Origin of the sequence: Streptococcus pseudopneumoniae (assembly GCF_001070815.1) — a bacterium.
GTDB lineage: Bacteria > Bacillota > Bacilli > Lactobacillales > Streptococcaceae > Streptococcus > Streptococcus pseudopneumoniae_P.
The window spans coordinates 1-18043 of record NZ_JVLX01000051.1 but is presented as its reverse complement, the minus strand read 5'-3'; the positions used below and the strand labels follow the sequence as shown (position 1 = coordinate 18043).

Sequence of the window (18043 nt, the reverse complement as noted above, 5' to 3'; positions counted from 1 at the left end):
TTTTAATAAGTAGGTACTTATTCATCTTCATTCAATGTAGTTTTTAAATATCATTGCTACTATTTGAACTCTTGGGTACAAAAAGACCAGATTCCAAACTTGGATCTGGCCTATGATATGCTACCTTTGATGGAGATGATGGAAGCTCCTGACAAATCTGAATTTTTCTACCGCCACCGTACAGAAGATGGCTGGGCGAAGAAAATCTTCTAGTCTTTTACTAAATAACCTAGCTGATCCAAGGCCTCCTCGATATAGTGGAGGTCTTGTTGTGTTTCGGCTTCAACTAGGTGGTAATGGATACCATCTGTTAATTCAGACAGAGGTCTAAAATCTGAATGCTCGACTTGTTCTAGAAAATGTTGCACATCTCTACGACAAGACAGTTTCAGCAAGGTTTCAATTTCTCCATAGACGGGATGGTCAATCAATGTGTTTTGAACACGTCCGCCATTATCTACGATAGCAAGGAGTTCTTGACCGATTTCTTCAACTTCATGTTTCACTTTGAAAAGTTTGTGAACATAAGGATTGGTTTCAATTTGCTTATAGACGTAGCCACGATTGGTGGATAGGATAGGAGCGCCATCGGCTCTTAAAATTGCAATGTCCTGTACAATGACCTGGCGTGTAACATGAAAATGTTCAGCTAAACTTTGGCCATTGAGGGCTTTAGGAGTTTCTTTCAAGAGTTGGAGCAGGGCTTGTTTGCGATCTTTTGTCATAGTTCTTCCTTTTAACGGCGTTTGCGAAGCACTTTATAGACAGCTAGTGCTAATGTATAGTCTACCATACTATGAATAATTGTGCCAAATCCAACTAGTACAAATAGAACATAAAACATATTTTCTACATTGGTACCGGAAGTTGCATAAAAAACGACACAAGCTAATACTTCAGCAAGGGCATGGACAAGCGCTAACACAAAGTTGAAAATCCAGCAAGTTTTTGGTTTATCTAGGGTATCGGGGAATTTTTGTAGGTAAAGAGCCCCCAAAGTCCCAAAAAAGATATGGGAAAAAGCTCGAAAAACGATAACCATGGGATAGCCTGCCATCAAAAATCCAAAACTAGAGGCTAGGATGACAAAAACAGCCATCAAGGGCGACAAGAACATGGCAATAAAAATAGCGATGTGGCTTCCTAAAGTATAGGAAGCAGGTGGAATGACAATCTTGAAAGGCATAACAATTGGAATCAAAATTGCAATAGCCGTTAAGAGGGCAGTCATTGTCATAAATTGTGTCTTTTTCCGTGTGTTCATAAGAATCTCCTTTTTAACTGTATATACACTAGTATAGTACAATAAACAAGACAATAAAGCAAGGATTTACTTAGGTTTATAGGTCATTTTTAGTTAGATATTGGTAAAGATTTCACTAATAATAGTAACTATATCAAACAAAATCTCCACCTTCAAGCTTGAAAGCGGAGATTATTTTTATTTCTTCAAGGTTTGTAGTCGTGGGACAATGGCTAGGGTTAGAACTGCGGAAATGACTAATTCAGCAATCGAATTTGTTGAGATAACAGTTGCTAGGAGTTTTTGGATATTACCATCAAAAACATTTCCAAAAAGGTAGAAAATTCCGCCAAGTACAAAGACTGTGTTGGTAAGTGAACCAAGGGCACCAGCTAAAATCAGACCAGTTTTATTTTTCATCAGTTTATAGACTAGATACGGAGTTAAACCAATCAAAATACGTGGGACGATGGCAATGATAGCTGAGTAGATGTTCCCATTTGGTACGAAGGGAGAGAAGAGGTAGCTTGTCGGTAGAATTGTAATTGTGTTAACCGTCAAGCTAAGTAGCCCCATCAAAAATCCAAGTGTAACCCCAACGCGTGGACCGTAGATAATGCTGGCAATAATGACAGGAATATGAACAATGGTCGGTTTGATTGGAAATGGAAAAAGGTTAAAGATAAGTGAGCTCAGAAAGTGTATCACGAGCATGGTTGCAAAAAAGATAGCAATGGGTGCAATATTAGAGCGTTTTTTCATCGAGAGTTTCCTTTATTCTTTCTAAAATAATTGTGAGGTCAGCTAAAGCTCCTCGTCCATGGTCGCCACAAGCTAGTAGGGATTCCTTAGGAGCAATCAGCTGATAGTCATAGCTTTCTAATGTTTTCAGATTAGCCTGAGTTGCCGGATGATCATACATTTTCGTATTCATAGCTGGTGCGATGAGTTTTGGGATATGACTTGGCAAGGCTAGAGCCGTACTGGTCACCATGTTGTCGGCAAAGCCGTGAGCTAGTTTTGCAATAGTGTTAGCTGTTGCAGGGGCCACGATAAATAAATCTGCTTTTTTGCCAAGTTCAATATGATTAACCTGATCAGGATAGGGTTCATTCATGACATCCAGGTGGACGGAATTCTGTGAGAGTACCTGTAGTGTCAAAGGTTGGATAAACTCTGTAGCAGCTTGGGTCATTAAGACAGTGACTTGATGACCTTGTTTTTTAAGCGAACTGACTAAATCTGCTGACTTATAAGAGGCGATTGAGCCCGTTACAGCCAAGAGAATATGTGCCATAGCTTTCCTTTCTATGAATGGTAGGCTTGAATTTTTTCAAGGAGGAGTTTTGCAATTTCTTCTTTAGTCTGGACTGTTTGAAGCTGATCTTTCTCAACAAAGATAGCTCTGTGCTGCTTTGCTGAGATTTGAGTGAGGTCATTTGCAATGATTAAGTCTGCTTGGTTCTTGATAAGACTTTTTCTGGCAATCTCGATGAGATAATCCTCAGAGACATCAACCAGCAGTTTGAAACCAATCAGATGAATAGCAGGATTCCACTCCTTGACTAGAGAGATGATTTTTGGTGTTTTTTTCAGGAATAAAACCTGAATCTCATCAGTTGAAGAAATCTTAGCTTGATGATTTTGCTTGCTTAAAAATTCTTCTAGATTGGAGCTAGACTGAACTTCCTCTAGACCTGTCATATAAACAGGAGTGTAATCGGACACAGCCATTGAGTGAATCAAGACCTGATAGTCCTTGACACGTTCTTGCATTTCAAGGAGAAGGTCCTTGGTATTGTTAATTTCTCGAATGCTTAGGTTGGGATGGGCTTCTGGCTTCAGAGCTCGTTTTGTTGTTATCAAACAAACTTCATGCCCTGCAGCAAGCAAGGTTTCTGTGATGATTTTCCCCAAGCGTCCTGTAGAATGGTTAGTGATAGAACGGACGCTATCGATAGCTTCACTGGTACCGCCCGATGTAACTAAAATTTTCATAGCACTATTGTACACAAAAATAAACGGTAAGTAAAATGAAAGTGATAAAAATTTGGTAAAAGGAAAGAATATAGTTTCAAACTATAAAGCCATATAAAATTTAAGAAAGGACTCTAAAAACCTTAAAAACAGGGATATTTACGAACGTTTAGAGAGTTTTAGGATGTTAAAAATCTTGTTTTGTGTTATAATGAGTTATCATATAAGAGGTTAGAGGAGTTTTGAATGAAAACAGATATTGAAATCGCACAGAGTATTGAGTTGAAGCCAATTGTTGATGTTGTAGAGAAACTTGGTATTTCTTACGACGATTTGGAGTTGTATGGAAAGTACAAGGCTAAGCTCAGCTTTGATAAAATTCGTGCAGTTGAGAGCAATCCAGTTGGAAAATTGATTCTGGTTACTGCCATCAATCCAACACCTGCAGGTGAAGGAAAATCAACTATTACCATTGGTCTTGCGGATGCCTTGAACAAGATTGGCAAGAAAACCATGATTGCTATTCGCGAACCATCTCTTGGTCCAGTAATGGGTATCAAGGGTGGTGCCGCTGGTGGTGGTTACGCTCAAGTTCTGCCAATGGAAGACATCAACCTTCACTTCACTGGAGACATGCATGCCATTACGACTGCCAACAATGCGCTTTCTGCCTTGATTGACAACCACTTGCACCAAGGGAATGAGTTGGGAATTGACCAACGTCGTATCCTTTGGAAACGTGTTGTGGACTTGAACGACCGTGCTCTTCGCCATGTAACAGTTGGGCTTGGTGGCCCTCTAAATGGTATTCCACGTGAGGATGGCTTTGACATTACAGTTGCTTCAGAGATCATGGCAATTCTTTGCTTGGCAACAGACATCGAGGACTTGAAACGCCGTTTGGCGAATATCGTTATTGGTTATCGCTATGATCGTACACCTGTTTCTGTAGGTGATTTGCAGATTGAAGGTGCTTTAGCTTTGATCTTGAAGGATGCGATTAAGCCGAACCTGGTTCAGACAATTTACGGTACACCTGCCTTTGTACACGGTGGTCCATTTGCCAATATTGCTCATGGATGTAATTCAGTCTTGGCAACTACAACAGCTCTTCACTTGGCTGATTATACAGTTACTGAAGCTGGTTTTGGTGCAGACCTTGGTGCTGAGAAATTCCTTGATATTAAGACACCAAACTTGCCAACATCTCCAGATGCAGTAGTTATTGTTGCAACCCTTCGTGCTCTTAAGATGAATGGAGGTGTGGCTAAAGACGCTTTGACAGAGGAAAATGTGGAGGCGGTTCGTGCCGGTTTTGCTAACTTGAAACGCCACGTTGAAAATATCCGTAAGTTCGGTATTCCAGCAGTTGTTGCGATTAACGAATTTGTATCTGATACAGAAGCTGAAATTGCAGCCTTGAAAGAACTTTGTGACTCAATCGATGTACCAGTTGAATTGGCTAGTGTCTGGGCTGATGGTGCAGAAGGTGGAGTAGCACTTGCCGAAACAGTTGTTAAGACTATCGCTGAAAACCCATCTAACTATAAACGTTTGTATGACAATGACCTTTCTGTTCAAGAAAAGATTGAAAAGATTGTTACTGAAATCTACCGTGGTAGCAAAGTGAACTTTGAGAAGAAAGCTCAAACTCAAATCGCTCAAATCGTTCAAAACGGTTGGGACAAATTGCCAATCTGTATGGCTAAGACCCAGTATAGCTTCTCAGACAATCCAAATGCACTTGGAGCACCTGAAAACTTTGAAATTACCATTCGCGAATTGGTGCCAAAATTAGGTGCAGGCTTCATCGTTGCCTTAACTGGCGATGTCATGACCATGCCAGGCCTACCAAAACGTCCAGCAGCTCTCAACATGGATGTTGAAAGCGATGGAACTGTTCTAGGCTTGTTCTAGTATATTGCAATTGACTTTAAATGAGTTTGGAAATAATATCCAAGCTCATTTTTTATCTAGATATAAGAAGTTGCCTTCTACACGTAACCAGTCTAGGTAAAGATATTTTCCTTGAATTCTGATATAATAGAAATATTGACTTCAAGAGTAAGGAAGAGAAGATGAACGCATTATTAAATGGAATGAATGACCGTCAGGCTGAGGCGGTGCAAACGACAGAAGGTCCCTTGTTAATCATGGCAGGGGCTGGTTCTGGAAAGACTCGTGTTTTGACCCACCGCATTGCTTATCTGATTGATGAAAAGCTGGTCAATCCCTGGAATATCTTGGCCATTACCTTTACTAATAAGGCTGCGCGTGAGATGAAGGAGCGTGCTTATAGCCTCAATCCAGCCACCCAGGACTGTCTGATAGCGACCTTTCACTCCATGTGTGTTCGTATTCTGCGTCGTGATGCGGATCATATTGGCTACAATCGTAATTTTACTATTGTGGATCCTGGTGAACAGCGAACGCTCATGAAACGCATTCTCAAGCAGTTGAACTTGGATCCTAAAAAATGGAATGAACGAACTATTTTGGGAACCATTTCCAATGCTAAGAATGACTTGATTGATGATGTGGCTTATGCTGCTCAAGCTGGTGATATGTATACGCAAATCGTGGCCCAGTGTTACACTGCTTATCAAAAAGAGCTTCGTCAGTCGGAGTCGGTTGACTTTGATGATTTGATTATGCTGACCCTGCGTCTCTTTGATCAAAATCCTGATGTTTTGACTTACTATCAACAGAAATTCCAATACATCCACGTTGATGAGTACCAAGATACCAACCATGCCCAGTACCAACTAGTCAAACTCTTAGCGTCTCGCTTTAAAAATATCTGTGTGGTTGGGGATGCGGACCAGTCTATCTACGGTTGGCGTGGTGCTGATATGCAGAATATCTTGGACTTCGAAAAGGATTATCCCCAAGCCAAGGTTGTTTTGTTGGAGGAGAATTACCGCTCCACTAAAACCATTCTTCAAGCGGCCAACGAGGTCATTAAAAACAATAAAAATCGCCGTCCTAAGAATCTCTGGACTCAAAATGCTGATGGGGAACAAATCGTTTACTATCGTGCCAATGATGAGCTAGATGAAGCTGTATTTGTAGCCAGAACTATCGATGAACTTGGTCGGAGTCAAAACTTCCTTCACAAGGATTTTGCAGTTCTCTATCGTACAAATGCGCAGTCCCGTACTATTGAGGAAGCCTTGCTCAAGTCAAATATTCCTTATACCATGGTTGGCGGAACCAAGTTCTACAGCCGTAAGGAAATCCGAGATATTATTGCTTACCTCAATCTTATTGCCAATTTGAGTGACAATATCAGTTTTGAGCGTATTATCAACGAGCCGAAACGTGGAATTGGCCCAGGCACTGTTGAGAAAATCCGTGACTTTGCCAATATGCAAAACATGTCTATGCTAGATGCTTCAGCAAACATCATGTTATCTGGTATCAAGGGTAAAGCAGCCCAGTCTATCTGGGATTTTGCCAATATGATTCTAGATTTACGAGAGCAGCTAGATCAATTAAATATTACAGAGTTGGTTGAGGCCGTCCTAGAAAAAACAGGTTACGTTGATATTCTTAATGCCCAAGCAACTCTGGAAAGTAAGGCTCGGGTTGAAAATATTGAAGAGTTCCTTTCTGTGACGAAAAACTTTGATGACACCTCTGATGAGCCAGAAGAAGAAACTGGTCTGGACAAACTGAGTCGTTTCTTAAATGATTTAGCCTTGATTGCGGACACCGATTCAGGTAGTCAGGAGACATCAGAAGTTACTCTAATGACCCTGCATGCTGCCAAAGGTCTCGAGTTTCCAGTTGTCTTTTTGATTGGGATGGAAGAAAATGTCTTTCCACTTAGTCGTGCTGCTGAAGATCAAGATGAACTAGAAGAAGAGCGCCGTCTGGCCTATGTAGGAATTACGCGTGCAGAGAAAATCCTCTATCTGACAAATGCCAACTCACGCCTGCTTTTTGGTCGTACCAACTACAACCGTCCTACTCGATTTATTAACGAAATCAGTTCAGACTTGCTTGAGTATCAAGGTCTGGCTCGTCCAGCAAATACAAGCTTTAAAGCATCATATAGTAGTGGTGGCCTTGCCTTCGGTCAAGGTATGAGTTTGGCCCAGGCTCTTCAAGACCGTAAACGCAGTGCGGCCCCAAAAACTATCCAGTCAAGCGGTCTCCCATTTGGTCAATTTACAGCTGGTGCAAAATCAGCGTCTAGCGAAACAAATTGGTCCATTGGTGACATTGCCCTCCACAAGAAATGGGGAGAGGGAACTGTTCTGGAAGTTTCAGGTAGCGGTGCTACGCAGGAATTAAAAATCAATTTCCCAGAAGTTGGTTTGAAAAAACTTTTGGCCAGTGTGGCCCCAATTGAGAAAAAAATCTAATTTTTCATCCTTCTCACGAATAATAAAGTGAGGAGGATTTTTATGTACAGTATTTCATTCCAAGAAGATTCACTATTGCCAAGAGAAAGACTTGCCCAAGAAGGAGTGGAAGCGCTCAGTAACCAAGAGTTGCTAGCTATTTTACTCAGAACAGGAACACGTCAGGCCAGTGTTTTTGAAATTGCCCAGAAAGTCTTGAATAATCTTTCAAGCCTAACAGATTTGAAAAAAATGACACTGCAGGAATTGCAGAGTCTATCTGGTATCGGACGAGTTAAGGCAATAGAGTTACAAGCCATGATTGAACTGGGCCATCGTATTCATAAACACGAAACCCTTGAGATGGAAAGTATTCTCAGCAGTCAAAAGTTGGCCAAGAAGATGCAACAGGAATTGGGGGATAAAAAACAAGAGCACCTGGTGGCGCTCTATCTCAATACTCAAAATCAAATCATCCATCAACAGACCATTTTTATCGGTTCTGCCACTCGTAGTATTGCTGAACCGCGAGAGATTCTTCACTATGCTATCAAGCATATGGCGACTTCTCTCATCTTGGTTCATAATCATCCTTCAGGAGCGGTGGCCCCTAGCCGAAATGATGATCATGTCACTAAACTTGTCAAAGAAGCCTGCGATCTGATGGGAATTGTCCTCTTGGACCATTTGATTGTCTCTCACTCCAGTTACTTTAGTTATCGAGAAAAGACAGATTTAATCTAAAGTTCATTAACGATATAGTCAAAGAGGTTTTTATCTTTGGGACGATTTTCAAAAAGAAATTCTGGATGCCATTGGACACCGAGGAAGGCAACATCATCCGTACTCATGACAGCTTCAATGATACCATCCTTAGGATCATGAGCTGCAATCTTTAAGTTGGGAGCTAAATCCTTGATACTCTGGTGGTGGAAAGAGTTGATATGGGAGATTTCTCCATAGATTTCTCGAAGAACAGTATCTGGTTCGGTTACCAAGCGCTGGGTTGTGTACTCGGCAGAACAATCCTGCCAGTGGTCTTCGATATCTTGGTACAGAGTTCCGCCCATGGCAACGTTAAAGAGTTGAGTCCCACGGCAGACAGAGAAAATTGGCTTTTTCTGTTTGATAGCTTCCTTGATGAGGGCTATTTCGAAGATATCTCTTTGAAGGTGGTAGTCATCGCTATCAATGGTTTTTGGTTCACCATAGAATTTAGGATCAACATTTTGCCCACCTGTCAAGATGAGCTTGTCAATCATACTGATATAGTGGCAGGCCATTTCTTGATCACCAATCGGTAGGATGATGGGAATCCCTCCAGCGTCTTTAACGCCTTCCACAAAGCCTTTTGCTGCGTAGCTCATCATGATGTCATCATCTGGATGAGTTTTTTCGTTTCCTGTAATCCCAATAACTGGTTTTTTCATAAAATGATTTTCGCTTTCTAATCCTCTTTTCGCATGAAATAGAGGAGGGTTTGGAGTTCACTTGTTAAATCGACATATTGAACGACCACATCTTTTGGTAAATGCAGATGGACTGGTGAAAAACTGAGAATCCCTTTCACGCCAGCATCTACCAAGAGATTAGCAACCTCTTGTGATTTGACGCTAGGAACGGTCAGGATAGCAGTCTTCACATCAGCATCCTGGATTTTATCCTTAATTTGAGAAATTCCGTAAATGGGAATCCCATCAGGAGTTTGGCTACCGACTTCAGGATGGTCATCAAGGTCAAAGGCCATGATAATCTTCATCTTGTTGCGCTCATGGAAGCGATAGTGGAGAAGGGCATGGCCCATATTACCAATACCAACAAGCATGACATTGGTAATAGAGTTATCATTGAGCAAATCGGCAAAAAATGTCATCAGTTTTTTGACATCATAGCCAAAACCACGGCGACCTAGTTCACCAAAATAGGAAAAATCACGACGTACGGTCGCGGAATCAATACCGATAGCCTCTGCAATTTGCTTAGAGTTGGCACGTTCAATCTTTTCTGCATGAAATCTCTTAAAAATTCGATAGTAGAGAGAGAGTCTTTTCGCTGTAGCTTTTGGAATAGCAGACTGTTTATCTTTCACAAAATCACAACCTTTCTATTCTTCTATTTTATAGAAACATTGTGAAAAAATCAACAAAAACAAGAAAAAACTAAGAAAAATCTTAGTTTTGATGTAAAAAATCTGCATGTGATAGAAAACGGTAGAGGTCTCCGACCAGTCCTTGGTAAACTTCCTGCCCTTTAAAGGTCAAAGAAGTTACATAAAGTGTATCTGGCAGAGTCACACATCCTGACAGAGCCAGCATGAGAGCCTCGTAATCCTCATACTTGAGAGTGCGCTCTACATGATAGCTGTCCTTATAGGTCAGTTCAAACATTTTGGCTCTATCTTTCCGCTTTTGTAAAGACACCACGTTCTACCAAGCTATCCATGAGGAAATAGAATTTTTCCTGATGAATGTGGTGGTCTTCTGATTTGAAAATATCAACTAGACGAAGACCAAACTTGTCAGTGATATTGATTTTAGCCCCTGTGAGTTCCTTGTTAATGATGATTTTTAGTTGGAAGCCTTCACCGCTGTTTGGAACCTTTTCAAGTAGGCGAGTCAGTTCATAGTTACCAACTTTTGTTTCAAAAAAAGTGTTGTCTTTGAGGGTGAATTTCTTAACAGAAGGGCTAAGAGTGTAGTCGTAACGACAATTTTTTAACTGAATGGTTTTTTCAAATGCCATATGGCTAACCTCCGATAATTTCTTTTAAGGTTTTTGCGAGGGTTTCTAGGTCTTCGATAGTATTTTGTGGAGACAAACTGATGCGAACGGATTCTTTCAAACGTTCTGAATTTTCCCCGTACATGGCTTCAAGAACATGGCTGGATTGGACAATGCCTGCAGTACAGGCCGAGCCAGTAGAGATTGAAATTCCAGCTAAGTCTAGACGAAGGAGTAGGAGGTCATTTTTCTGCCCAGGAAATCCAATATTGAGGACATAAGGTAGATGGTGTTCTCCTCTGTTCAGGTAATACTGAACTCCCTCAAGCTCCGCAAGAAAGGCAGTTTCTAGATTTTGTACATGTTGAAAATGTTCTTCTTGTTTTTCTAGGTCTTCTTTTAGGGCTGCAACCATGCTAACGATGGAAGCTAGATTTTCAGTTCCTGCTCGTTTTTTCTGTTCTTGATCTCCGCCATGAAGATAGGAATCAAAGTCCATGCTTGATGCGTAGAGAAAACCGATTCCCTTAGGACCATGGAATTTATGGGCTGAAGCAGTGAGAAAATCAATGCCCAATTCTTCTGGGTGAATAGGGATTTTACCGATAGCCTGAACTGCATCAACATGGTAGGCAGCAGGATGTTGCTTGAGTATTTGGCCAATTTCAGCAATGGGAAGTAGGTTTCCTGTCTCATTATTGGCAAACATGGTAGAAACCAAAATCGTATCGTCACGTAAGGCCTCTTGAATTTGCTGGGCGGTGATTTCCTGATTTTTTGGCTGGATAATGGTTACTTCAAAACCGAAGTGCTGAACCAAGTAATCAATTGTTTCAAGGACAGCATGGTGCTCGATGGCAGTTGTGATGATATGTTTTCCTTTTTCTTGATGACGAAGGCAGTAGCCGATGATAGCAGTATTGTTGCCTTCGGTTCCACCAGAAGTGAAAAAGATATGTTGAGGTTTTGTTCCCAGTAATTGAGCTAGTTCCTGACGGGCTTCACGCAAAAGTTTGCCAGCTTGACGACCATGACCATGGATACTAGAAGGATTGCCATGGGTTTCTTGCATAACCTTAGTCATAGCTGAAATAGCAACTGATGACATAGGAGTCGTTGCAGCATTGTCCAAATAAATCAAAGAATCACCTTATTTCTTTTTGTTGTAGGCAAAGAGTGGGCTGACTGGTTTTCTTTCGTGAATACGGACGATAGCATCACCAATTAACTCACTAGCAGTGATGTAGCATACGTTTTTAGGAGTTTTTTCTTTTGTTGCTACTGAATCAGTCACAAGAATTTCTTTAATATTAGTATTATCAAGAAGTTCAGCAGCACCTTCGACGAAGAGACCGTGGCTAGAAACAGCATAAATTTCTGTAGCCCCTTCACGTTCAACGATTTTAGCAGCTTCAGAGAAGGTACGTCCTGTATTCAGAATATCGTCAATTAAGATAGCTTTCTTACCTTCAACATCACCGATGATATAGCCTTCGTTGCGAGTTGCATCGTCTTGAGGGTAGTCGATAATGGCGATAGGAGCATCAAGGTATTCAGCCAAGCTACGAGCACGTTTTACACCTGAATTTTTAGGGCTAACGACAACAACATCTGAACCAAGTAGGCCTTTATCGCAGTAATGTTTTGCAAATAGGGGAACTGTGAAGAGGTTATCAACAGGAATATCAAAGAAGCCTTGAACCTGAACAGCATGCAAATCAAGTGTAAGGATACGGTCAACACCAGCCTTAACCAGCATATTAGCAACTAGTTTTGCTGTGAGTGGCTCACGTGGTGAAGCAATGCGGTCTTGACGTGCATAGCCAAAATATGGAAGAACAACGTTGATACTGTGGGCACTTGCGCGCACACAAGCGTCGACCATGATTAACAATTCCATTAGGTGGTTGTTAACAGGGAAACTTGTTGATTGGATGATGTACACATCATAACCACGGACACTTTCTTCGATATTCACTTGGATCTCTCCGTCAGAAAATTGACGTGATGACAGTTTTCCGAGTGGAATACCAACAGCATCCGAAATTTTTTGAGCAATCTCTTGGTTAGAGTTGAGTGCGAAAAGTTTCATATTTTTTCTATCTGACATTATAGACCGTCCTCTGTAAACTTTATAAATCCTAGTTATATTTGTCTTGCATATATGACCTAGGATTTGTGTATTTTTATCTTTTCTATTTTACCAAAAAATAGAGATTATTTCAGCTATTTTTCATGCTTTTGACAAATCGACCCAATTTTGAAGGAGCTTTTTGGTAGGAAATCTGATTATCCTCTAAAAATTGTTGGAAATTCTGTTTGCCTTGCTCGTGATTTTCCACTTCAAGCTCTAATTCGTAATCTGTCATATCAAAGTACTGACTTTCATCTAGTGCCATAAGGCCAATAGCTGTTTGCATTTCATAGCGAAGAGTTGTTAGACAACCGAGCACCTGCCAATCACTAGTTTGGATACCATGTTTAGACAATTCATCCAGTACTAGACCTTGAGGAAGTTCTTGCTTAGCCAGATAGTACTCAGCATCTTTTAGTTGCAATTTTTGATTGTATTCCATGTTTCCAACGCTTTGTGGGACTTTGAGTGTCAATTCTGCCCAATCTTCAAAAGTTCGAATGCGCATAGCAACTTTCTTTTCTCGCAGTTCAAAATCAGGCGTGTCGATGTAGTAATTTTTTTGAAGAACAGGAGTGACACCTGTGAACTGGTCTTTTAGACGATTGTATTCATCTTTTTTCAATAGTGTTTTCAATTCAATTTCTAAATGTTTCATTTTTCTTACCTTTTCTTTATCGTTGAAAGCGGATTTATGGTATAATAAGCATTGTATTTATTGTATATGAATCTGGAGAAAAAATCAAAGATATTTTTGAAGGATAATATGAGAACAAGGGAGAATATATGACCTTAGAATGGGAAGAATTTCTAGATCCTTACATTCAAGCTGTTGGTGAGTTAAAGATTAAACTTCGTGGTATTCGTAAGCAATATCGCAAGCAAAATAAGCATTCTCCGATTGAGTTTGTGACTGGTCGAGTCAAGCCGATTGAAAGTATCAGGGAAAAAATGGCTCGTCGTGGCATTACTTATGCGACCTTGGAACACGATTTGCAGGATATTGCTGGCTTGCGTGTGATGGTCCAGTTTGTAGATGACGTCAAGGAAGTAGTGGAGATTTTGCGCAAACGTCAGGACATGCGCATCATACAGGAGCGAGATTACATTACTCATCGAAAAGCATCAGGCTATCGTTCCTATCATGTGGTAGTAGAATATACGGTTGATACCATCAATGGAGCCAAGACAATTTTGGCGGAAATTCAGATTCGTACCTTGGCCATGAATTTCTGGGCAACGATAGAACATTCTCTCAACTACAAGTACCAAGGGGATTTCCCAGAGGAAATTAAAAAGAGACTGGAAATTACTGCCAAAATTGCCCATCAGTTGGATGAAGAAATGGGTAAAATTCGAGATGATATCCAGGAAGCCCAGGCTCTTTTTGATCCTTTGAGTAGAAAATTAAATGACGGTGTAGGAAACAGTGACGATACAGATGAAGAATACAGGTAAACGAATTGACCTGATAGCTAATAGAAAACCGCAGAGTCAAAGGGTTTTGTATGAATTGCGAGATCGTTTGAAGAGAAATCAGTTTATACTCAATGATACCAATCCGGACATTGTCATTTCCATTGGTGGGGATGGCATGCTCTTGTCGGCCTTTCATAAGTACGAAGACCAGCTTGACAAGGTACGCTTTATCGGTGTTCATACGGGACATTTGGGCTTCTATACGGACTACCGTGATTTTGAGTTAGACAAACTAGTGACTAATTTGCAGCTAGATACGGGAGCAAGAGTTTCTTACCCTGTTCTAAATGTGAAGGTCTTTCTTGAGAATGGTGAAGTTAAGATTTTCAGAGCACTAAACGAAGCTAGCATCCGCAGGTCCGATCGAACTATGGTGGCGGATGTTGTGATTAACGGTGTTCCCTTTGAACGTTTTCGCGGAGATGGGCTAACAGTTTCGACACCGACTGGTAGTACAGCCTATAACAAATCACTTGGCGGAGCTGTTTTACACCCTACCATTGAAGCTCTTCAGTTGACAGAAATTGCCAGCCTTAATAATCGTGTTTATCGAACGCTGGGCTCTTCCATTATTGTTCCTAAGAAGGATAAGATTGAACTCATTCCAACGAGAAACGATTACCATACCATTTCGGTTGACAATAGCGTTTATTCTTTCCGTAATATTGAGCGTATTGAGTATCAAATCGACCATCATAAGATTCACTTTGTTGCATCACCTAGCCACACCAGTTTCTGGAATCGTGTTAAGGATGCTTTTATCGGCGAGGTGGATGAATGAGGTTTGAATTTATCGCAGATGAGCACGTCAAGGTTAAGACCTTCTTAAAAAAGCACGAGGTTTCGAAGGGACTTCTGGCCAAGATTAAATTTCGAGGTGGAGCTATACTGGTCAATGACCAACCACAAAATGCGACGTATCTATTGGATATTGGAGACCGAGTTATCATCGATATTCCTGCTGAGGAAGGCTTTGAAACTCTAGAAGCTATCGAGCGCCCACTGGATATTCTCTATGAGGATGACCATTTTCTAGTCTTGAATAAACCCTATGGAGTGGCGTCTATTCCTAGTGTCAACCACTCCAATACTATTGCCAATTTTATCAAGGGTTACTACGTCAAGCAAAACTATGAAAATCAGCAGGTTCACATTGTAACTAGGCTTGATCGAGATACTTCTGGTTTGATGCTCTTTGCTAAGCACGGCTATGCCCATGCACGATTAGATAAGCAGTTGCAGAAGAAGTCTATTGAAAAGCGCTATTTTGCTTTGGTTAAAGGCGATGGACGCTTGGAGTCAGAGGGGGAAATTATTGCTCCGATTGCTCGTGATGAAGACTCCATTATTACCAGACGCGTAGCTAAAGGTGGAAAGTATGCCCATACTTCTTACAAGATTGTAGCTTCTTATGGGAATATTCACTTGGTAGACATTCGCCTGCACACTGGTCGAACCCACCAAATCCGAGTCCATTTTTCTCATATTGGTTTTCCTTTGTTGGGCGATGATTTGTATGGGGGTAGTCTGGACGACGGCATCCAACGTCAGGCCCTACATTGCCATTACCTATCCTTTTATCATCCATTTTTAGAGCAAGACTTGCAGTTAGAAAGTCCCGTGCCGGATGATTTTAGCAACCTTATTACCCAGTTATCAACTAATACTCTATAAAAACAGTTTCAGAGTATAATTATTATCTTAAAGGAGAAAACTCATGGAAGTTTTTGAAAGTCTCAAAGCCAACTTGGTTGGTAAAAATGCTCGTATCGTTCTCCCTGAAGGGGAAGAACCTCGTATTCTTCAAGCGACTAAACGCTTGGTAAAAGAAACAGAAGTGATTCCTGTTTTGCTTGGAAATCCTGAAAAAATTAAAATTTATCTTGAAATCGAAGGTATTGAGGACGGTTATGAAGTCATCGACCCTCAACACTACGATAAATTTGAAGAAATGGTTGCTGCTTTAGTGGAGCGTCGCAAGGGCAAAATGTCTGAAGAAGATGCACGCAAGGTTTTGGTTGAAGATGTCAATTATTTTGGTGTTATGTTAGTATACCTGGGCTTGGTTGATGGAATGGTGTCAGGTGCGATTCACTCAACTGCTTCAACAGTTCGCCCAGCTCTTCAAATCATCAAAACTCGTCCAAATGTTACTCGTACTTCAGGTGCCTTCCTCATGGTTCGTGGTACGGAACGTTACCTATTTGGTGACTGTGCCATCAACATCAATCCAGATGCAGAAGCCTTGGCTGAAATTGCCATCAACTCAGCAATCACAGCTAAGATGTTTGGCATCGAACCTAAAATTGCTATGCTAAGCTATTCTACTAAAGGGTCAGGTTTTGGTGAAAGTGTTGATAAGGTTGTTGAAGCCACTAAAATTGCTCACGACTTGCGTCCTGACCTTGAAATCGATGGGGAATTGCAATTTGATGCAGCCTTCGTTCCAGAAACTGCAGCTCTGAAAGCTCCTGGAAGTACGGTTGCTGGTCAAGCAAATGTCTTTATCTTCCCAGGTATCGAGGCAGGAAATATCGGCTACAAGATGGCTGAACGTCTTGGTGGCTTTGCGGCTGTTGGACCTGTTTTGCAAGGTTTGAACAAGCCAGTTAACGACCTTTCTCGTGGATGTAATGCTGATGATGTCTACAAGTTGACCCTTATCACAGCAGCCCAAGCTGTTCATCAATAAGATTCAGTCCTCTTTCCCTCGGGAAGAGGCTTTTTATACTCAATGAAAATCAAAGAGCAAACTAGGAAACTAGCCTCAGGTTGCTCAAAGCACTGCTTTGAGGTTGCAGATAAGACTGACGAAGTCAGGAACCATACCTACGGCAAGGCGACGTTGACGTGGTCTGAATTTGATTTTCGAAGAGTATTAATACTAGGAAAAGGACAGTTAGAACCTTCTGTGTTATACTAGAGATATGTTAGATTTGAAAGAATACGGTATCGTCATGTGGCCGGATGAGAAGATTGTTTCTTTCCGTGAGAAACTTCTTGCCTGGTATGATGAAAACAAAAGAGATTTACCATGGCGTAGGAGTAAGAATCCGTATCATATCTGGATCTCTGAAATTATGCTCCAGCAGACTAGGGTGGATACAGTTATTCCTTATTATGAACGATTCTTGGACTGGTTTCCAACAGTGGAAAGTTTGGCAACTGCCCCTGAAGAGCGTTTGTTGAAGGCTTGGGAAGGTTTGGGTTATTATTCTCGAGTACGCAATATGCAGGCTGCAGCCCAGCAGATTATGACAGACTTTGGTGGTCAATTTCCAAACACCTATGAAGGAATTTCCAGCTTGAAAGGGATTGGTCCTTACACAGCAGGAGCTATTTCCAGTATTGCTTTTAACTTGCCTGAGCCGGCTGTAGATGGTAATGTCATGCGAGTGCTGGCACGTCTATTTGAAGTCAACTACGATATTGGGATTCCAAGTAATCGTAAAATTTTTCAGACAATGATGGAAATCCTGATTGACCCAGAACGGCCAGGTGACTTTAACCAAGCCTTGATGGACTTGGGTTCGGATATTGAGTCTCCTGTAAATCCCAGACCAGAAGAAAGTCCAGTTAAGGACTTTAGTGCGGCATATCAGCATGGCACAATGGACCGTTATCCAATCAAGGCTCCCAAGAAAAAGCCTGTCCCTATTTATCTTAAAGCCTTGGTGGTCAAAAATACACAGGGACAATTTTTACTTGAAAAAAATGAAAGTGAAAAGCTATTGGCAGGTTTTTGGCATTTCCCACTGGTAGAAGTAGATGACTTTTCGCAAGAGGAGCAGTTTGATCTCTTTCATCAGGTTACAGAAGACAATGTGAACTTTGGTCCCAGTCCAGAAGAGAGTTTCCAGCAGGACTATGACCTAGAAGTTGATTGGCTTAATCTGCATTTTGAGACTGTCAATCATGTTTTTAGCCATCGTAAGTGGCATGTACAGATTGTAGCAGGTCAGGTGACTGACTTCCATAATTTTTCAGATAGGGAAGTTCGCTGGCTTTCACCAGAAGAGTTTAAGAATTACCCACTTGCCAGACCCCAACAAAAAATATGGCAGGCTTATGCAAAAGCCAACTTAGACTCAATGAAAATCAAAGAGCAAACTAGGAAACTAGCCGCAGGCTGTACTTGAG

Annotated in this window: 20 protein-coding genes and 1 pseudogene; 9 read left to right on the top strand and 12 right to left on the bottom strand. The window is 41.2% G+C overall.

Features of this window, described 5'->3' with window-relative positions; all coding sequences use genetic code 11:
* Positions 1-69: 69 nt before the first annotated feature.
* A pseudogene (locus ADG81_RS09465) lies at positions 70-213 on the top strand (DNA mismatch repair protein MutT); the annotation flags it as partial.
* On the opposite strand, the gene ADG81_RS06185 reads toward ADG81_RS09465, so the two are convergent.
* From ADG81_RS06185 to coaB, 5 genes are all read right to left on the bottom strand, one after another.
* Positions 210-725, bottom strand: coding sequence for a transcription repressor NadR (locus ADG81_RS06185; protein WP_000159191.1), 516 nt, complete (start codon positions 723-725; stop codon positions 210-212). The pseudogene ADG81_RS09465 and the gene ADG81_RS06185 sit on opposite strands and share 4 nt — an antisense overlap.
* Positions 726-736: 11 nt before the next feature.
* Positions 737-1264: a hypothetical protein gene (locus tag ADG81_RS06180; protein ID WP_001097401.1), complete on the bottom strand. Its 528-nt coding sequence runs from the start codon at positions 1262-1264 to the stop codon at positions 737-739.
* A 177-nt stretch (positions 1265-1441) separates the two neighbouring features.
* Positions 1442-2005, bottom strand: a complete 564-nt coding sequence (locus ADG81_RS06175) for an ECF transporter S component (protein WP_000747412.1) — start codon at positions 2003-2005, stop codon at positions 1442-1444.
* Entirely contained in the window at positions 1989-2540 is a 552-nt protein-coding gene (gene coaC / locus ADG81_RS06170) for a phosphopantothenoylcysteine decarboxylase (protein WP_000940142.1), read from the bottom strand. Before coaC ends, ADG81_RS06175 begins: the two co-directional genes overlap by 17 nt.
* Positions 2541-2551: 11 nt before the next feature.
* Positions 2552-3241, bottom strand: a complete 690-nt coding sequence (coaB, locus tag ADG81_RS06165; RefSeq protein ID WP_049551217.1) for a phosphopantothenate--cysteine ligase — start codon at positions 3239-3241, stop codon at positions 2552-2554.
* Between the two features lie 225 nt (positions 3242-3466).
* Between coaB and ADG81_RS06160 the strand changes: the two genes are divergently transcribed.
* From ADG81_RS06160 to radC, 3 genes are all read left to right on the top strand, one after another.
* Complete coding sequence (locus tag ADG81_RS06160; protein WP_049551216.1) at positions 3467-5137, top strand: formate--tetrahydrofolate ligase; 1671 nt, start codon at positions 3467-3469, stop codon at positions 5135-5137.
* A gap of 161 nt (positions 5138-5298) precedes the next feature.
* On the top strand, positions 5299-7590 hold the full coding sequence (gene pcrA, locus ADG81_RS06155; protein WP_049551215.1) for a DNA helicase PcrA: 2292 nt from the start codon (positions 5299-5301) through the stop codon (positions 7588-7590).
* 42 nt (positions 7591-7632) lie between these two features.
* A complete protein-coding gene (gene radC, locus ADG81_RS06150) occupies positions 7633-8313 on the top strand; it encodes a RadC family protein (RefSeq protein WP_000286931.1) in 681 nt (226 codons plus the stop codon).
* Here the strand turns inward: radC and ADG81_RS06145 are convergent.
* The 7 genes from ADG81_RS06145 to ADG81_RS06115 form a co-directional block, all read right to left on the bottom strand.
* Entirely contained in the window at positions 8310-8999 is a 690-nt protein-coding gene (locus tag ADG81_RS06145) for a gamma-glutamyl-gamma-aminobutyrate hydrolase family protein (protein ID WP_020902817.1), read from the bottom strand. The two genes, radC and ADG81_RS06145, sit on opposite strands and share 4 nt — an antisense overlap.
* 17 nt (positions 9000-9016) lie before the next feature.
* Entirely contained in the window at positions 9017-9658 is a 642-nt protein-coding gene (locus ADG81_RS06140) for a redox-sensing transcriptional repressor Rex (RefSeq protein ID WP_000653415.1), read from the bottom strand.
* An 82-nt stretch (positions 9659-9740) separates the two neighbouring features.
* Complete coding sequence (locus ADG81_RS06135; protein WP_000462491.1) at positions 9741-9956, bottom strand: DUF4649 family protein; 216 nt, start codon at positions 9954-9956, stop codon at positions 9741-9743.
* Between the two features lie 7 nt (positions 9957-9963).
* On the bottom strand, positions 9964-10311 hold the full coding sequence (locus ADG81_RS06130) for a DUF1831 domain-containing protein (RefSeq protein ID WP_000863539.1): 348 nt from the start codon (positions 10309-10311) through the stop codon (positions 9964-9966).
* A 4-nt stretch (positions 10312-10315) separates the two neighbouring features.
* The gene (locus ADG81_RS06125) at positions 10316-11431 is read right to left on the bottom strand and encodes a cysteine desulfurase family protein (RefSeq protein WP_000639688.1); all 1116 of its coding nucleotides are present in this window, start codon (positions 11429-11431) and stop codon (positions 10316-10318) included.
* A gap of 9 nt (positions 11432-11440) precedes the next feature.
* Positions 11441-12400, bottom strand: coding sequence for a ribose-phosphate diphosphokinase (locus ADG81_RS06120; RefSeq protein WP_049551214.1), 960 nt, complete (start codon positions 12398-12400; stop codon positions 11441-11443).
* A 112-nt stretch (positions 12401-12512) separates the two neighbouring features.
* On the bottom strand, positions 12513-13082 hold the full coding sequence (locus ADG81_RS06115) for a CYTH domain-containing protein (protein ID WP_049551213.1): 570 nt from the start codon (positions 13080-13082) through the stop codon (positions 12513-12515).
* Between the two features lie 128 nt (positions 13083-13210).
* Between ADG81_RS06115 and ADG81_RS06110 the strand changes: the two genes are divergently transcribed.
* The 5 genes from ADG81_RS06110 (at position 13211) to mutY (ending at position 18042) form a co-directional block, all read left to right on the top strand.
* Positions 13211-13882, top strand: a complete 672-nt coding sequence (locus ADG81_RS06110) for a GTP pyrophosphokinase (RefSeq protein ID WP_023947454.1) — start codon at positions 13211-13213, stop codon at positions 13880-13882.
* A complete protein-coding gene (locus ADG81_RS06105; protein WP_049551212.1) occupies positions 13866-14684 on the top strand; it encodes an NAD kinase in 819 nt (272 codons plus the stop codon). Before ADG81_RS06110 ends, ADG81_RS06105 begins: the two co-directional genes overlap by 17 nt.
* The gene (locus ADG81_RS06100; RefSeq protein ID WP_049551211.1) at positions 14681-15577 is read left to right on the top strand and encodes an RluA family pseudouridine synthase; all 897 of its coding nucleotides are present in this window, start codon (positions 14681-14683) and stop codon (positions 15575-15577) included. Before ADG81_RS06105 ends, ADG81_RS06100 begins: the two co-directional genes overlap by 4 nt.
* A 43-nt stretch (positions 15578-15620) precedes the next feature.
* Entirely contained in the window at positions 15621-16595 is a 975-nt protein-coding gene (gene pta / locus ADG81_RS06095) for a phosphate acetyltransferase (protein WP_000451571.1), read from the top strand.
* Positions 16596-16830: 235 nt separating this feature from the next.
* Entirely contained in the window at positions 16831-18042 is a 1212-nt protein-coding gene (gene mutY / locus ADG81_RS06085) for an A/G-specific adenine glycosylase (RefSeq protein ID WP_049551209.1), read from the top strand.
* Position 18043: the final 1 nt, after the last annotated feature.

Excerpts from the sequence above, each read along its gene's own strand:
- coaC (WP_000940142.1), bottom strand. The coding sequence starts at position 2,540 with ATGGCACATATTCTCTTGGCTGTAACGGGCTCAATCGCCTCTTATAAG.
- ADG81_RS06180 (WP_001097401.1), bottom strand. The coding sequence starts at position 1,264 with ATGAACACACGGAAAAAGACACAATTTATGACAATGACTGCCCTCTTA.
- coaB (WP_049551217.1), bottom strand. The coding sequence starts at position 3,241 with ATGAAAATTTTAGTTACATCGGGCGGTACCAGTGAAGCTATCGATAGC.
- ADG81_RS06105 (WP_049551212.1), top strand. The coding sequence starts at position 13,866 with ATGAAGAATACAGGTAAACGAATTGACCTGATAGCTAATAGAAAACCG.
- radC (WP_000286931.1), top strand. The coding sequence starts at position 7,633 with ATGTACAGTATTTCATTCCAAGAAGATTCACTATTGCCAAGAGAAAGA.
- ADG81_RS06145 (WP_020902817.1), bottom strand. The coding sequence starts at position 8,999 with ATGAAAAAACCAGTTATTGGGATTACAGGAAACGAAAAAACTCATCCA.
- pta (WP_000451571.1), top strand. The coding sequence starts at position 15,621 with ATGGAAGTTTTTGAAAGTCTCAAAGCCAACTTGGTTGGTAAAAATGCT.
- ADG81_RS06130 (WP_000863539.1), bottom strand. The coding sequence starts at position 10,311 with ATGGCATTTGAAAAAACCATTCAGTTAAAAAATTGTCGTTACGACTAC.
- ADG81_RS06100 (WP_049551211.1), top strand. The coding sequence starts at position 14,681 with ATGAGGTTTGAATTTATCGCAGATGAGCACGTCAAGGTTAAGACCTTC.
- ADG81_RS06185 (WP_000159191.1), bottom strand. The coding sequence starts at position 725 with ATGACAAAAGATCGCAAACAAGCCCTGCTCCAACTCTTGAAAGAAACT.
- ADG81_RS06175 (WP_000747412.1), bottom strand. The coding sequence starts at position 2,005 with ATGAAAAAACGCTCTAATATTGCACCCATTGCTATCTTTTTTGCAACC.
- mutY (WP_049551209.1), top strand. The coding sequence starts at position 16,831 with ATGTTAGATTTGAAAGAATACGGTATCGTCATGTGGCCGGATGAGAAG.
- pcrA (WP_049551215.1), top strand. The coding sequence starts at position 5,299 with ATGAACGCATTATTAAATGGAATGAATGACCGTCAGGCTGAGGCGGTG.
- ADG81_RS06110 (WP_023947454.1), top strand. The coding sequence starts at position 13,211 with ATGACCTTAGAATGGGAAGAATTTCTAGATCCTTACATTCAAGCTGTT.
- ADG81_RS06160 (WP_049551216.1), top strand. The coding sequence starts at position 3,467 with ATGAAAACAGATATTGAAATCGCACAGAGTATTGAGTTGAAGCCAATT.
- ADG81_RS06135 (WP_000462491.1), bottom strand. The coding sequence starts at position 9,956 with ATGTTTGAACTGACCTATAAGGACAGCTATCATGTAGAGCGCACTCTC.
- ADG81_RS06120 (WP_049551214.1), bottom strand. The coding sequence starts at position 12,400 with ATGTCAGATAGAAAAAATATGAAACTTTTCGCACTCAACTCTAACCAA.
- ADG81_RS06115 (WP_049551213.1), bottom strand. The coding sequence starts at position 13,082 with ATGAAACATTTAGAAATTGAATTGAAAACACTATTGAAAAAAGATGAA.